This window comes from Pseudarthrobacter sp. S9 (assembly GCF_050156545.1).
GTDB lineage: Bacteria > Actinomycetota > Actinomycetes > Actinomycetales > Micrococcaceae > Arthrobacter.
Map to the genome: position 1 here is coordinate 70,332 of NZ_CP189577.1, position 14,878 is coordinate 85,209.

Here is a 14,878-nt window from a genome sequence, read left to right on the forward strand (position 1 = left end):
TTCCGGGCACCCGGCGGTCCGGCCCGGGTGGCCGACCACGGCGCAGTGTTCGCCGCCGCGCTGCAGCCGTGTTCCCCGTGGCCGCACCCCCCTTGCCACGGCGGCCCGCCGTCCGTTCATGCACGACCGTCCACTACGAAAGGACCAATCATGACCGATACCGAGATCCGCGCGTTCGGGCAGCTCTGGGCCGACGCCGAGGTGCGCGCCGACGTCGACGCCCTCGACGCCATGACCGTCGCCGACTTCACCCTGGTCGGCCCGCTCGGGTTCGTCCTCGACAAGCAGCAGTGGCTCGACCGCTACCGCAGCGGCGACCTGGTCACCTCCTCACTCACCTGGGACAACGTGGCCGTGCGCGAGTATGCCACGACCGCCGTCGCCATCGGCCGGCACACCCAGCAGGCGGCCTACCGCGGCACGCCATCCGACGGAGCGTTCCGGGCGACGCACATTCTCGTGCGCAGCGGCGACCACTGGCAGTTCGCCGGCATTCACCTGAGCCCGATCGCTTCGCCGCCAGGGCGTCCGAACGCATGAGCAACGAACCAGCCCAAGGAGGATACTTGCGTAGGCTCGTGTTCACGGAGACATGACGGTCGACGGCTCGATTTAGCTGTTGGGGACCGGTTTGACCCCAGGGTCGGGCCGGCGTGAACAGCTCAGATCTGCTCGAGGAGCTGCACCGCCAAGACAGTCAGGCCGATGGGCTTCTCGCGGGCCGCCGGACGTTTGAGGATATGCGCGGCTAGTGGCCCAGCAGTCCGACGACGCCACCGGCATCACCGACTACCTCAACCGAGTGCAGAAGTACGTCATCTCCTCAACGATGGCCCTCCCGCAGTGGCAGAACTCCACGGTCCTGTCCGGCGGCCCCCGTCGAGGAGACTCGCGCGCTGACGGAGAAGCCGGTCCGAGACATCGTCAGAGATTGACGTGGCAGCCGGAGGCCGGCTGGAGATTTCGTCCCGCAGGAGCAGGCCCCCGGTGCTGAGGCTGAGGTTGATTTCTCTGACTTGGCCACGAATTCACGTCGGGGCTGCCTGCCCAGAACATTCTGGCCCCGAGGACTCAGAGGACGAGGGCGGGCCCCATCAAGCCGCCCTTGCAGGTCACCGATCGGATTGACATACATTCAAAAAGGATGGCCCGGAGAGTGGTCGCCGGCGGCGAGGATGCGGGTGCTCATGGGGAAGCTCCTGGGTGTGCCTTCAGTTGCTTGTCTGGCCGGCGGCCGGCGGTGCGGGGGATCGGACAGCGGCCGGGCCGAGGGGTGAGTTGTACCGGAGGAGCCCGGTTTCTCCGTCCCGGACGCGGATTGTGCTCAGGGCGCAGTTGCCCAGGGAGGGGAACGCGCGGCGGTACTCACCGAGCGGGATGCCCAGGAGCCGGCACAGGGCGAGCCGGATGGCGGTGGTGTGCGCGACAACGAGGATGTGCCCGCCGGGATCTGCGGCTGCGGCGTCTTTCAACGCACCGGTGAAGCGCTCTGCGGCAATGACGGGGTTCTCACCGCCGGGAAGGTGGTGTCCGACGGGGTCGGCCTGGAACGCCTTGCGGGCTTCGGGGAAGCGTTGGCGCATTTCGGCCGGGGTCAGTCCTTCGCCTTGACCGAAGTCGAGCTCGCGCAGCCGCGGATCGATCGTCAGCTGGTGGCCGGCGGCGGCGGCGCATCCTTCGGCTGTCAGCCGGGCCCGGCTGAGGTCCGAGGACCGGATGCTCGTCAGGTCCGCGGTCGCCGCCCACCGGGCCAGCGCGGCGGCCTGTTCGCGGCCGCGGGGGGTCAGGGCCACGTCCCTGCTGCCGGCGTAGCGGTTTTCGGCGTGCCAGACGGTTTCGCCGTGCCGGACGAGGGTGAGCAGCGTTTTCATGGTGTCCCTTCCGGGCGTGGGCGGCGACGGCCGCCGGGAGCCACCCGCGCTATTCGAGTTCGCCGACGAGGTTCAGGTACGGGCCGTCATACCTGCCATGGGCTGAGGGCCGGGGGGTCGATGATCCGGTCGGTCTGGACCATTTCGGCGGCGACGTCGGTGCTCTGACGTCCCCGGGAGGCGGCGAGCAGGGCCATCCCGAGAGCGGGTTCGGCGTTGCGCGGGAGGATGACGGGCGGTTGAGAACGTCCGCGCGCAGCCGGCACCGGCACTCGCCGCGGGTGGCGCCGCCGGTCAGGACCAGGTCCCCGTTCACCGGGGCTGATCATTGAAGCTCCCGCAGCAACTCCACGGCCGGGCGCCGGTCCCGCCGGAAGACGAGCAGGTCAACTGCCAGAATGCTGCCCGCGCTCACAAGGAGGAGAAGCGCCAGGTACAGTCCGGGCACGGCGGGCACGGCGGGGGGCGGGTCGAATACGCCGGAGAGCACCGCGATGAGCATCTGGGAGAGCGCCCAGCCGCTCAGGGCGCCGGCTGCAACGCCGGCAACGGTGATCACGGCTCCTTCGCTGACGATCAGCCCCCGCAGTTGGGCTCTGGTGGCGCCCAGGACGGTGGCTATGGCGAAAGTGCGGCGGCGTTCGACGAGTCCCAGGGCCATCAGGAGTCCGCCGGCGGCGCATGCCAGGAGCAGCGCGAAGCTGAGTTCCACGCGGGTCAGGCCGGCCAGGTCTACGGAGGTCAGGCTTGAGCCGATCGAAGCTCTCGCGCTGTCGATGCCCGTCACGACCGCCGGCGGGCCAAGTTTTCCCGCGATCTCGGTTGTTAGGGAGGAAACATTCTGCCCGCCGGTGTTGACCAGAATGATGTTCGCGGCGGTGTTGTGGGTCTGCGCCGCCAGATAGTCGGCGTTGGCCACGAAGAAGCTGTCTTTCGGGGCGGTGGGAAATTCGCTGACGATACCCGCATAGCGGAAGTTCACGGGGATGAGTGTCCTGGTCCTGGCGTCCTGCAGCCGCAACGTCAGGGTGTCACCGGTGTGCAGCTGAAAATCCTTCACGGTTTCCGCGCTGACCAGGACGGCGTCCGGCGAGGCGGCGAGCCGGCGCATCATCTCCGCCGCCGTGCCGCCCTGGAAGTAGGCATCCTGCAGGGACGTGGCCCGGGCGATGGTCTGGGCATGTACTCCATAGATGTCCTGAAGATCGGTGCCGATATAGGCGAAACCATGCTGCAGCGGCTCGGCGGACACCACCCCGGGCACGGCGGAGACGGCCTGGACCAGCCGGGCATCAAGGGTTCCGGCCGGCGGCGCGGCGATGGCGACGTCCGCTCCGTTGGTCAGCCGCGCGTCTATCTCGGCCTGCTGTTCATACGTGGCGTTGAAGGTTGCCGTTGAGGCTGCGAACGCGAGTGCCAGTGCCAGAACCACCACGGACCGGGCGATCAGTGAGCGCTGCCGGAACATGCCGGCGGCCGCCGTGGGGGCGAGGCTCCCGGCCAGGGGTCTGACGAATCGGGACACGGCCGACCGCCGGCGCAGAAAGAAGTCCACGGCGCGCCAGGTCGCGAGCCCGGCTCCGATCCACAGGAGCGCCGGACCCAGGAAGGCCCAGTAGTTGACGGAGATCGAGGCGACACCCTCGGGCGCCAGCACCAGGGTGTAGCCCGACTGGGTGGTGGCCAGAAAGACGGCCAACGCCAGCAAGAGCGCCACCAGGTCCAGGCCGAACCGCATCCACCGCGGCGGATGTTCCCGCCGGAGCTGCTTGCGGGCGGCGGTCACGGTGCTCTCCCGGAAGTCTCCGACAGCCGGTCGGACCAGGGCTATTCCGGCGATGACCAGACCTCCGGTGACTGCCGCGGCGGCCCACAGGATGGTACTGGCCGGCGTGGCCCCGAAGCCGGGCGAGCCGAAGGAGAGGGCGCCGAGGATTGCGGCGCCGCCGAGACCGGTCAAGCCGCCCACGGCTCCCACGAGAGCGGCTTCGATCACCGCCATCCGAATGATCTGTGCCGCTGTGGCACCTCGGGTGCGCAGGAGTGCCTGTTCACGGCGGCGGCGCAGGGTCCCGGCCGTGGCGAAGCTGACGGTCAGGATTCCGGCCAGCACGGCCCCGGGAAGGCCCAGGAACAGAAAGAGGATGTTGGCGTAGCCGGCGTCGCTGCGGGCCGCGTCCAGCGCTGCGCCGAGATTGTCGCCCACTTTGCCGGTTCCTGCCAGCACTGCCTCCAGGTTGTGGGCCGCTTCGCTGACGGCGACGAAGGAATCGGCCGGAGCAGCCGGAAGGCTGTGGGACCGTGCCACATGGATCTGCGTGGCCAGCAGGTCCGGTCGCGTCGCCGAGAGGGCCGTCCTGACCGCGGAAAAGCCGGAGGAAGGCAGCAGGACGACGTTGTCCGGTGGTGCTGCGGGCTGGGACTGGGCCGGCGCCCCGACGGTCTGGAACAGCGAAGTGGCCTGCGGCAGATCCACGACCCCGTCCACGGTGACCGTCACCGACCGGGCCCCTGCGAGTTGGATGGACAGCCGGTCGCCGGGACCTACGTGCAGGTTGGCAGCGGTCTGCTGCGCCACGAGGACGCCGCTGCGGGAACCGGTCAGGGATCGAATCTCGGCAGGGAAGGCGTCCGTGTACCCTTCCGGCAGTCCCAGAACGATGCCCGGACCGGTGGTCCGGGCGGAGCCGGCGCTAGCGGCCTGGAAGCCGGCCGCCTTGGCAAAACCGACAGGCAGCGCCTTGGTGATTCCGGGCGCCGCCGCGATGCTTGTCAGGGCGGCCGCCTCGTCCGCCCCCTGGCTGAGTTCGACCTGCCAGTCGACCGCGACACCCGCGACCGCGCGGGCGGTCATTGATCCCTGCGCCGCGGCAAGGAAGGAACCCAGGCTGGCGACCAGGGCCACGGCGACGGCGACCCCGGCTGCCGTAGCCAGCAGCCGTCCCCTGCGGCGGCTCAACAGCCCGCGAAGCCAGATCCAGGTCATGATGTGTCCGGTTCCGGAGAGCCCGTCAGGGCGCCGTCCTGCATGTGCCACACTTCGTCAAGCAGACCGGCGACGGCCGGATCGTGCGTTGCTATCAGAACGGCCGCCCCAAGGGTGTCCGCGGTCTGGAGCAGGACCGTGAGGACGGAGCGGGCTGTGGCATGATCGAGCTGCCCGGTGGGTTCGTCGGCCAGGATCAGGCACGGACGGCAGGCCAGAACGCGGGCGATTGCGGCCCGCTGGGCCTGCCCGCCCGAGAGTTCCTCGGGCAGTTTGCGTTCCAGCCAGCCCAGGCCGAGGAGTTCCAGGGCGGCATGGGCTGCGCTGCGGGCCTGTGTGTCCGAGGCGCCGGCGAGGATCAGCGGCAGGGCCACGTTTTCCAGGACGTCCAGCGCGGGGATCAGGCTTGGGCCCTGAAAGACGAGGCCGATGGTGCCCGGGCCGGGTCCGCTGCCCGCTTCGAGCACGGCTCCCGACATCGTGCCGGAGGTCGGCATCTCCAGCTGGGCCAGCATGTGCAGCAGTGTGGATTTGCCTGAGCCGGACGGTCCCATCAGTGCGATGCGGGCGCGCGGCGGTATGTCGAAGCTGACATCACGCACCGCCATGACCGCGTTGGGGCCGGTACCGAAGGTATGGCCGACCCGGCGGCAACGAATCAGTTGGGGGTCTGCCGTTGTCACGGTGACGCCTCCTGGCCGGGTTCCTGAACCCGGCCGTCGGCCAGTCGGACGACCCGGTCGGCGGCGGCGACAACGTCGGGGCTGTGTGTCACGACCAGAACGGCGTACCCGTTGTCGGCGTGCCGCCGAAGCAGCTGCAGAAGGCGCAGCCCGGCCCCGCCGTCGAGCTCCCCGGTGGGTTCATCCGCCAGCAAAAGCTCCGGGCCGTTGGCCAGAGCGACGGCGAGCCCGGCACGGGCTGCTTCACCACCGGAGAGTTCGGCCGGGTAGGCGTCTGCACGGGCGCCGAGACCCAGGGATTCGAGGAGGTCCAGGGGCCGTCCGGGCTGCTTTCGGGAAAGCCGCCGCACCAGGGCAACATTCTGGGCCACCGTCAGGTGGCCGAACAGATTTTCGGACTGAAACAGGACCCCGATATGCCCGGCGCGCAGCGCCACGCGTTCGGATTCCGGCCGCGAATTCATCCGCTGGCCCGCGATCCGCACGGTGCCCCCGTCCGGTTCGTCGAGTCCGGCCGCGCAGGCAAGCAGTGTGGACTTTCCCGAACCGGACGGCCCGACGACGGCGACGAGCTCGCCCCCGCGCACACTCAGCGTCACTCCGCGGAGGGCCAGTGTCTCCTCCTCGTCACTGCGGAAGAACCGGTAGAGCTCCTGGACTTCGAGAACGGGCCGCGACACGTTGGCTACCGGAGCCATCGGAACGATCCGCTGATTTTGGCCCACGGGTCGGCGTTGTCGGTGCCGTCCGGGCTGGCGAGGGTCAGTGCGGCCATTCTCCCGTTGCTCCAGAACGCGTACCGCTCAATGGCCTGGCGGACGCTCTTGTGCGTCACCGGATCCGGGGCCGAATCACCGGAATACCTGATCAGCACGCCGCTGCCGCCGCTGCGCGTGAACACCGAGACGTCCTTGAGCACAAAGCTGGGCACGGACTTTTGCAGGTCCGGCACGTCCTGCGATGTGACCGACTGGACGGTCGGTGCGACCGGGGCCGGACTCTGGACCATGGTTACGCTGTTGAGCTTGTCAGTGAATCCTTTGGAGGTTCCTGTGCGGGTTTCGGCCCAGCCTTCCGGTATCTGTACCTCAAAATCGCCGGACACCCCCTTGGCAGAAACGAAGGCCTGATTGTCAGGAATATCCCCGCCCTGATTGGCTTCAGCCGCCGAGGACGACGGCGGGACGCCGGGTCCAGCCGGGACGGAACAGGCAGCAAGACCGATCACCGCGGCCACGAGGGCCGAAAGTGCCGCTGCGGGAATGCGTCGGCTTGGCATGAAAACCTCCTGTCAGGATTGTGTCTGGCTTCAGCGTCCGATGGCGGGCCCGGCGGCAGGAAAGCGCATGAAAAACCATTAAAGCCCCCGCGCACGCGACGACGATTCATCAGAACCCGAGCGGCCAGGGCGGTGCTGGACGGTGTCGTGCCAGGGGGTTCCGGGTGCGCCACCGGGATCGGTGTCGTCGCCTGCCTGCTCTATATCGGGGCGAAGAACTGGTGCCCCGGCTGGCCTGCATCGTAGTGCTCACCCTCGAGAGGGGCCACCGGTACGCCGGAATCCGCGGGGAGCCGGGCGTAATCCGCTCCGTCCGAACCGTTCCAGGGACCGAAAGTACTGGGTGCGGAGCCCGCGCAGCCGAGGAGGGCTGTATCACCGACAGCACACGGCCTTCAGATGTGTAGTCGCCGTGCCTCCCAGCCATGGGCCTTCCCTTCATCGTTGATGGGACCAACTATGTGATGTGCGTCTGTGGTTTGCATGAGAGATTCCTGCAGCCCCGCTGTACGTCCCCACGGACCCCATTCGACGTACACAAGTCCTGAATTTTCATAACGGTGGTTCGCCAAGTTACTCAGGGACACCCGTGGCATACCAGCGGTCAAAAAGCTGCCGGCGAGGGAGCAGCAGCCGCCTGTTTGCCGATAGCTCCGCCTGCGGGCACTTCCCGGCCGTGTACGCCCGGTGCTTCGATAAACCCTCATCGTCCGCGCCGAAACAGCCGCGACCATCCCGGCCGCCGGTGATCCGCATGCCGCAGCAGGAGCCGTGGGGGCTGGTGGAGATGCGGATCGCGGACCCCGACGGGGTACGCATCGTGCTCGTTGAGGTTCCGAAGGATCACCCCCTGCGACGCGACCAGCGGTGATCATTTCTTCTCGCGGCCGCCGTCCCGACGGCATCCTTTGTGGCGGAACGGATGTCCGAGGGGCCGGGTCTTAGCATTGGGCGTATGAAGGTTGGTGAGGTCCGGGGACGCTCGGGGCGGAAACCGCAATGACCGGTGACAGGGATCGGGATGCTTCAAGGCGCCCGCGGCAGGCCCGGCCGCGTGACGCTCTTGGGCGGCCGCTGCCGTACGGAAGCGCTGGCGTCGAGCCGGTCTCGGAGGAGCCGCTGCCGCCGGCGCAGACGTTGGTCTCGGCCCGGAGTCTGGTGGAAGCTGGCCGGCCCTTCGCCGCCCATGAGGTACTCGAGGCCCGCTGGAAAGCCGGGCCGGCCGAAGAACGCAACCTTTGGCAAGGTCTCGCCCAGATCTGCGTCGGGCTCACCCACGCCGCCCGGGGGAACAGCGTTGGCGCGCTCCGGCTCTTCGAGCGCGGTGCGGCCCGACTCGAGGAGTACGGTTCCGGCGAAGGGCCGACCTACGGGCTCGACTTGTCCGCCGTTGTGAGTTGCGCACGTGATCGGATGCGCACCGGCCGCTGAGCTGGCGACCAGCATCCTCGCGGCAGGCGGCGGAGGCACTATTTCCGGGGGACTGCTGAGAGCTTGCTTGACCATTAAGTTGGGGTCGCTGACTGGTAGCGGCCCGAGTTCGGAAAATCCTAGCCATCCCCACCTGTCGGCCGGTAGCTTCTGTGACATGAACATTCCGAACGAAAAGACGCCGCAACCCCAGGGTTTGGCCCACTCTGCGCGCCCGCGATGCGCGGGCGCTTATACGTTTCCTCGTCGATGTCCTCGGTTTCGAGGAGACGGTTGTCTATGGTGAAGGCACCCGGGTCGATCATGCCGAGCTCTCATGGCCGCCCGGCGGCGGGATCATGCTCGGCTCGGTCCGGGACCCTGGCGGGGCATCCGGCGGCGACGACCGGTGGGCGCTCCAGCCGGGCAGCTTCGGGGCCTACGTGGTCACCGACGCCCCCGACGAGTTGTTCGCCCGGGCCAGCGCGGCCGGCGCAGAGATCACCGAACCACCCCATGACACCGATTACGGATCCCGCGACTTCGCCCTACGTGACCCCGAAGGTAGCCGGTGGTCCTTCGGCACCTACCGGGGTGAACCCCGCAGGACGTGAATATCTGCTCTCACCGCTAAGATCACTCGCCAGGCAGTCCCTCATTGCTTGTCGCTGCGTTCGGTGAGGTGTCTGTAGATGGTGGGCCGGGTGACGCCGAATTCCTCGGCGATGTGCTGGACGGTGTGAGCGCGCCTGCCGTCAGGGGTTTTCTCCTCGTACATGTCCCGGGCGAGTCTCACCTGGCGGGGTTCGAGTTTGGGTTTCTGTCCGCCGGTCCGGCCCCGGGCACGCGCGGCCGCGAGGCCGTCCCTGGTGCGCTCGGACATCAGGGCGTGTTCGAATTCGGCGATTGAACCCAGGATCTGAAAGAACATCCGTCCCAGGGCCGTGGAGGTATCAATGCTCTGGTCCAGCACGACCAGGTCCACCCCGCGTGCCTGCAGGGTGTTGGAAAGGTCGATGAGGTGCTCCAAGGACCGGCCGAGCCGGTCCAGTTTCGTGACCACGAGCTGGTCCCCGGCCCTGTTCGCGGAGAGAAGCGCCTTGTCGAGCTCGGGCCGGCGCGCGAGTTTCCCCGATGCCGTGTCCAGGTAGACCTGCTCACAGCCGGCGGCCCGCAGTGCGTCGGACTGGGCCTCGGGGTGCTGGTCCCGGGTCGAGACCCGCCCGTATCCGATTCTCATCCCCAAAATGTAACAGAAACACCGCTGTGCTTTACATAGGCGCGTACTCGGGAAGCTTTACAGAAACAATCCCGGACTGACGCGGCGGGTCTGCCGTAATTAATTGTGTCTCGTGAACGGACGTTAGTCGACACTCAGTCAACCCGTGGCGCTACTTTAAGCGCATTAGCCGCTGTTGGGGCATTGACGGCGGGCTCAGCCGGCCCGGTTCGGGGACCCGGGCTGAAGCCGGGCTGACGCTGCGGCGGGACCACTCAGTGGCGCAGTGGTTTGAGGGCTCCGGCCCAGGCGATGACCTGATCGAAGACCTGTCCCAGGCCTTGCACCGCCCGGGGCGAGGGGGTGAAGGTGGTGTAGTTTTCGAACTCCGTGGCCAAAGGCAAGGCGACCTGCGCGCGGACATCGGCCATCTGCAGCTCCGCGGCGATGAGCCGTAGGTGTTCCACCGCCCGGGTTCCCCCGCTGCCGCCGTAACTGACGAACCCCGCCGCTTTGTTGTTCCACTCCAGGTAGAGGAAATCCAGGGCGTTCTTCAGCGCCCCGGGTACGGAGTGGTTGTACTCGGCGGTGACGAAAACGTACCCGTCGAAGGACCCGATGATCTCGGCCCAGGCCTTGGTGTGCTCGTGACGGTATTGCCCGAGTGATGGCGGGAGCGGTTCATCCAGCAGCGGAAGCCCGAAGTCGGCCACGTCGATGAGTTCGAACTGCGCATCCGTGCGTTTTGCCGCCTGTTCATACACCCAGTCGGCGACGGCGTTTCCTCTCCGGCCCGGGCGGGTGCTTCCGAGCACGACGGCTATCCTCAGCATGAAGTCCCGTCTCCCGTCGTCCGTGGGACTCTTCATCCGGTTAAACACTGGGAGACGGCCGCTTCTTCCCCGGAGACCGGGGCCCGCCGCTCCTTCACCGCCACAAGAACCGGCGTCGTTCTCCCGGCCGCCCTTGCCCTGGCAGTCCCGCGTCTGGAACCGCAAGGTCGTGCCGCCCCGCAGACAAAACCGGAACTCAAGGAAATAAACGAGAACATCAGCGGCCCGCAGGCCGGGGAGCGTGAATCCGGGCCAAGCGGGTGCCCCGGGATCCTCTTCCGCTGAGGTCAAAGCCGATTATGTCAATTTGCTCGTGGTTCGGCAGATCCTCAGCATCCACATTGATGGTCATCGGTCAGGGGGCGGTAACTCCGTGCTCCGCGAGGTAGCCGCGCCACCAACTCATGGCCGCCCTGCGCAGCCTCATCGCTCATGGCTCATGGCTCAGGCGCTGCCCATCCGTGAGAGCTGCGGGCCGATCCGGGGCCGGACCTGCAGCCGGTTCCGGCACCTGCCGCCTGTTGCCGCCGGGTCCGCGGCACCGCACATTGAGGCAGGCGGGCCACATCCCCGCGCCCGGCAGCCCGAGCTGCCGGGCAGAAGACACTGCCGAAGGAAATGTTCATGACAACAGGCACCGTCAAATGGTTCAACGGCGAAAAAGGCTTCGGCTTCATCGCCCCCGACGACGGGTCCGCGGACGTCTTCGCCCACTACTCGGCAATAGCCAGCAGCGGATACCGGTCCCTGGAAGAGAACCAGAAAGTCGAATTCGACATCACCCCGGGCCCCAAGGGCCCGCAGGCGGAGAACATCCGCCCGCTCTGACCGGTCGTCCCCTCAGCAGGAGCACGTCCCGGCCGCTTACGCCCCGGCGGGCAGTGCGTCCGGGATCCGAGGCGTTGTGTTTCCGGCGAAGGTGAATCTGGCGTCGTCGCCTTCGCCGTCCACATCCACCACCACGATGTCGCCGGCGTGCAGCTCCCCGAAGAGGATCTTCTCGGAGAGCTGGTCCTCGATCTCGCGCTGGATGGTGCGGCGCAGCGGCCGGGCACCCATCGCGGGATCGTAGCCGCGGGTTGCCAGCAGCACCTTGGCCGCCGTCGTGAGCTCGATGCCCATGTCCTTGTCCGCCAGGCGCTTCTCCAGCCGGCCGATCATCATGTCCACGATCTCGATGATTTCGTCCCGGGTCAGCTGCGGAAAGACAATGACGTCGTCAACACGGTTCAGGAACTCGGGGCGGAAGTGGGCCTTGAGCTCCTCCGTGACCCGGGCGCGCATACGGTTGTAGCCGGTCCGGGTGTCCGTGCCGGACTGGAAACCGGTGGCCACGCTCTTGGAAATGTCCCGGGTGCCGAGGTTGGTGGTCATGATGATCACGGTGTTCTTGAAGTCCACCACCCGGCCGTGGCTGTCCGTGAGACGGCCGTCCTCCATAATCTGCAGCAGCGAGTTGAAGAGGTCCGCGTGGGCCTTCTCGACTTCGTCGAACAGCACCACGGAGAACGGACGACGGCGGACCTTCTCGGTCAGCTGCCCGCCCTCGTCGTAGCCCACGTAGCCCGGAGGGGCACCGAAGAGACGCGACACCGTGTGCTTCTCCGAGTACTCGGACATGTCCAGGGTGATCAGGGTGTCTTCTTCGCCGAACAGGAACTCGGCGAGGGCCTTGGCCAGCTCCGTCTTACCCACACCGGTGGGGCCGGCGAAGATGAACGAGCCGCCCGGACGCTTCGGGTCCTTCAGGCCGGCACGGGTACGGCGGATCGCCTGGGACAGGGCCTTGATGGCCTCGTCCTGGCCCACCACGCGCTGGTGCAGCTCGTCCTCCATCTTCAGCAGACGGCCGGATTCCTCCTCGGTGAGCTTGAAGACCGGAATGCCGGTGGCGTTCGCCAGCACCTCGGCAATGAGCTCCTCATCGACTTCGGAGATGTCGTCCATGCCGCCGGTCTTCCAACGGCGCTCCTTCTCCCGGCGCTCGGAGACGAGCTTCTGCTCCTTGTCGCGCAGCGAAGCGGCACCCTCATAGTCCTCCGCATCCAACGCCAGGTCCTTCGCCGTTTTCAGCTCGGCGATGCGCTCATCAAGGGCTTTCAGTTCGGGCGGGGCTGTCATCCGGCGGATGTGCAGCCGGGCGCCGGCCTCGTCAATGAGGTCGATTGCCTTGTCCGGCAGGAAGCGGTCCGAGATGTAGCGCTCCGAGAGGTTCGCCGCGGCGACCAGGGCGCCGTCGGTGATCCTGACGCGGTGGTGCGCCTCGTAGCGGTCACGCAGACCCTTGAGGATCTCAATGGTCTGCGCCACGGAGGGTTCCTGGACCTGGATCGGCTGGAAACGGCGTTCCAGCGCGGCGTCCTTCTCAACATGCTTGCGGTAGTCATCCAGCGTGGTCGCACCGATGGTCTGGAGCTCGCCGCGGGCCAGCATCGGCTTCAGGATCGAGGCCGCATCGATCGCCCCCTCGGCGGCGCCGGCACCGACGAGGGTGTGGATCTCATCGATGAACAGGATGATGTCACCGCGGGTGCGGATCTCCTTCAGGACCTTCTTCAGCCGCTCTTCAAAGTCACCGCGGTAGCGGGAGCCTGCGATCACGGAGCCAAGGTCCAGTGTGTACAGCTGCTTGTCTTTGAGGTTCTCCGGCACGTCACCGCGGACAATCGCCTGGGCCACGCCCTCAACGACGGCGCTCTTGCCCACGCCCGGCTCACCGATCAGCACCGGGTTGTTCTTGGTACGGCGGGAAAGGACCTGCATCACGCGTTCCATTTCCTGCCCGCGGCCGATCACGGGGTCCAGCTTGTTCTCCCGCGCGGCCTGGGTCAGGTTGCGGCCGAACTGATCCAGCACCACGGAGCCGGCCGGGATTCGCTCTAGCTGGCTGCCCCCGCCGGCCAAAGGCTCCTTGCCTTGGCTGCCCGCGAGCAGCTGGATGACCTGCTGGCGGACCTGGTCCAGGTCCGCACCCAGCTTCACCAGCACCTGCGTGGCAACACCTTCACCCTCACTGATCAGTCCCAGCAGAATGTGCTCCGTGCCGATGTAGTTGTGTCCGAGCTGAAGGGCCTCGCGCAGTGCCAGTTCCAGCACCTTCTTGGCGCGCGGGGTGAAGGGGATGTGGCCGGGCTGGGACTGCTGGCCCTGGCCGACGGTCTCCTGCACCTGCTCGCGGACGCCCTCGAGTGAGATGCCCAGGGATTCAAGGGCCTTGGCGGCAACACCTTCACCCTCGCGGATAAGACCCAGCAGGATGTGTTCGGTGCCGATGTAGTTGTGGTTCAGCGTGCGGGCCTCTTCCTGGGCCAGCACCACAACACGTCGGGCACGGTCGGTAAATCGCTCAAACATTTCGCCACGCTCCCGGCTAACACGTACTTTGATGCTACGTGGATGCAGGCCGTATCGGGGTGTTCACCGGAGGCAAGATATTCGGGGGGGCCAGGTTCCGCGTGGGCCAGAGAATATCCGCCACACCGACCACGCATGAAGACCCGCGGCGGGTCCTTGTGGGGCTCCCCTTCGTCTCCGGCCTCGAAAGGGCCGTTACTTCGGGGGCAGGATATGACAGCAGCTATCTGGAACACGAAAGAGCGGGCCCTCGTTCTTCTCCCGCATCCCGTGGCCTGGCAGTCAACCCATAGCGCTGACGTTGCGTGAACGGCGATCATTTCGTCTTGACTTTGGTGATCTTAGGGCGAGGAGTGAGCGGGGTCCCCACCTTGGGCTGACCGCCGAACGACCAACAAACAGAACGGCCAAACGCCGACGACGGCGCATACGTGCGGGAGAACCCGGCGAACCGCATCTGATGCGAATTCGAGGGTCTGTGAGACCGTTCCCCCGTACGGTGTTTCCCTGCCTGCGGTTCCCCGGGTTTTAAGGTCATTCGGTGAGGTTCAGAAGCTGCAGATTCGTCGATCGCCAGGGCCATCTCCGTTTACCGCACCGTCCACCGGAGGCCCGTCGTTGCAGGGAACTCCGGCGGCCGTTCGCACGTCAAGCGAAATAGTCGTATGTCCAGCACCACCACCGCCTGATCAAGAATCCCCGGGACCGCGGCATCGACGTGATCTTAACAGGCTTCGTCACCCGTATAGCCCTGGACATTCGATGAAGAGTAGATTTTATGTCGCTTTTCAGGTTGACTCAGAGTAGTGTGGATGGTTAACCAGCTTAGGAGGCGGACCATCATGAGCATCGCCACCATCTCAGGTGCAGCCCACGCCAGAACAGCCAGACTCGGCATCCGCGAGATCGTCCGCCGCTTGAATGCTGCCCTGGGTGCCACTCTCGTTGCCGCGACAGCCGGAAGTAAAGACCGGAAAATCAGCTACAAGTGGGCCCAGCAGGATGGGCCCACCCCCAACGACGCTGCCGTGAAACGGCTGCAGTTCGCCTACGCCCAGTGGCTTGTGGTTTCCGAGGCGGAAGGCGAGCATGTGGCACGGATGTGGTTCATTGGCGCCAATCCGTGGCTGGACCAGGACTCACCGATCGATGCCATCCGGGACGACAGGTTCCGTGAGGTGGCCGCTGCCGCGGCCGCTATGGTGGACGACGGGTTCATCGGTTGATCCGGGTCTGCCAAAAG

General features: G+C 66.8%; 14 protein-coding genes and 1 pseudogene. 6 read left to right on the plus strand and 9 right to left on the minus strand.

Features of this window, described 5'->3' with window-relative positions; translation table 11 throughout:
- The first annotated feature begins 150 nt into the window (after positions 1-150).
- The gene (locus ACQCSY_RS22340) at positions 151-540 is read left to right on the plus strand and encodes a nuclear transport factor 2 family protein (RefSeq protein WP_427136531.1); all 390 of its coding nucleotides are present in this window, start codon (positions 151-153) and stop codon (positions 538-540) included.
- A gap of 671 nt (positions 541-1,211) precedes the next feature.
- Here the strand turns inward: ACQCSY_RS22340 and ACQCSY_RS22345 are convergent.
- From ACQCSY_RS22345 to ACQCSY_RS22370, 6 genes are all read right to left on the minus strand, one after another.
- Positions 1,212-1,871 (minus strand): histidine phosphatase family protein, encoded by a 660-nt coding sequence (locus ACQCSY_RS22345; RefSeq protein ID WP_427136533.1) that lies wholly within the window; start codon positions 1,869-1,871, stop codon positions 1,212-1,214.
- 86 nt (positions 1,872-1,957) lie between these two features.
- Positions 1,958-2,200: a hypothetical protein gene (locus tag ACQCSY_RS22350; protein ID WP_427136535.1), complete on the minus strand. Its 243-nt coding sequence runs from the start codon at positions 2,198-2,200 to the stop codon at positions 1,958-1,960.
- Positions 2,197-4,857, minus strand: coding sequence for an FtsX-like permease family protein (locus ACQCSY_RS22355; RefSeq protein WP_427136537.1), 2,661 nt, complete (start codon positions 4,855-4,857; stop codon positions 2,197-2,199). Before ACQCSY_RS22355 ends, ACQCSY_RS22350 begins: the two co-directional genes overlap by 4 nt.
- Positions 4,854-5,540, minus strand: coding sequence for an ABC transporter ATP-binding protein (locus ACQCSY_RS22360; RefSeq protein ID WP_427136538.1), 687 nt, complete (start codon positions 5,538-5,540; stop codon positions 4,854-4,856). Before ACQCSY_RS22360 ends, ACQCSY_RS22355 begins: the two co-directional genes overlap by 4 nt.
- On the minus strand, positions 5,537-6,238 hold the full coding sequence (locus ACQCSY_RS22365) for an ABC transporter ATP-binding protein (protein ID WP_427136539.1): 702 nt from the start codon (positions 6,236-6,238) through the stop codon (positions 5,537-5,539). Before ACQCSY_RS22365 ends, ACQCSY_RS22360 begins: the two co-directional genes overlap by 4 nt.
- Positions 6,226-6,819 carry a hypothetical protein gene (locus ACQCSY_RS22370; RefSeq protein WP_427136540.1) on the minus strand — a complete coding sequence of 198 codons (594 nt, stop codon included), beginning with the start codon at positions 6,817-6,819 and terminating at the stop codon, positions 6,226-6,228. Before ACQCSY_RS22370 ends, ACQCSY_RS22365 begins: the two co-directional genes overlap by 13 nt.
- Before the next feature lie 745 nt (positions 6,820-7,564).
- On the opposite strand from ACQCSY_RS22370, the pseudogene ACQCSY_RS22375 reads away from it, so the two are divergent.
- From ACQCSY_RS22375 to ACQCSY_RS22385, 3 genes and pseudogenes are all read left to right on the plus strand, one after another.
- Positions 7,565-7,690, plus strand: a pseudogene (locus tag ACQCSY_RS22375) (VOC family protein); the annotation flags it as partial.
- Between the two features lie 128 nt (positions 7,691-7,818).
- The gene (locus ACQCSY_RS22380; protein ID WP_427136541.1) at positions 7,819-8,250 is read left to right on the plus strand and encodes a DUF309 domain-containing protein; all 432 of its coding nucleotides are present in this window, start codon (positions 7,819-7,821) and stop codon (positions 8,248-8,250) included.
- Between the two features lie 206 nt (positions 8,251-8,456).
- A complete protein-coding gene (locus tag ACQCSY_RS22385; RefSeq protein WP_427136615.1) occupies positions 8,457-8,843 on the plus strand; it encodes a VOC family protein in 387 nt (128 codons plus the stop codon).
- A 41-nt stretch (positions 8,844-8,884) separates the two neighbouring features.
- Here the strand turns inward: ACQCSY_RS22385 and ACQCSY_RS22390 are convergent, their stop codons facing one another.
- Both ACQCSY_RS22390 and ACQCSY_RS22395 read right to left on the minus strand, forming a co-directional pair.
- Complete coding sequence (locus tag ACQCSY_RS22390) at positions 8,885-9,469, minus strand: recombinase family protein (RefSeq protein WP_427136542.1); 585 nt, start codon at positions 9,467-9,469, stop codon at positions 8,885-8,887.
- A 254-nt stretch (positions 9,470-9,723) separates the two neighbouring features.
- Positions 9,724-10,281, minus strand: coding sequence for an NADPH-dependent FMN reductase (locus ACQCSY_RS22395; RefSeq protein WP_427136616.1), 558 nt, complete (start codon positions 10,279-10,281; stop codon positions 9,724-9,726).
- A 624-nt stretch (positions 10,282-10,905) separates the two neighbouring features.
- On the opposite strand from ACQCSY_RS22395, the gene ACQCSY_RS22400 reads away from it, so the two are divergent.
- Positions 10,906-11,109 carry a cold-shock protein gene (locus tag ACQCSY_RS22400; RefSeq protein ID WP_427130535.1) on the plus strand — a complete coding sequence of 68 codons (204 nt, stop codon included), beginning with the start codon at positions 10,906-10,908 and terminating at the stop codon, positions 11,107-11,109.
- 36 nt (positions 11,110-11,145) lie between these two features.
- On the opposite strand, the gene ACQCSY_RS22405 is transcribed toward ACQCSY_RS22400, so the two are convergent.
- Complete coding sequence (locus ACQCSY_RS22405; RefSeq protein ID WP_427136543.1) at positions 11,146-13,635, minus strand: ATP-dependent Clp protease ATP-binding subunit; 2,490 nt, start codon at positions 13,633-13,635, stop codon at positions 11,146-11,148.
- 842 nt (positions 13,636-14,477) lie between these two features.
- Between ACQCSY_RS22405 and ACQCSY_RS22410 the strand changes: the two genes are divergently transcribed.
- Positions 14,478-14,861 (plus strand): hypothetical protein, encoded by a 384-nt coding sequence (locus tag ACQCSY_RS22410; RefSeq protein ID WP_427130533.1) that lies wholly within the window; start codon positions 14,478-14,480, stop codon positions 14,859-14,861.
- Positions 14,862-14,878: the final 17 nt, after the last annotated feature.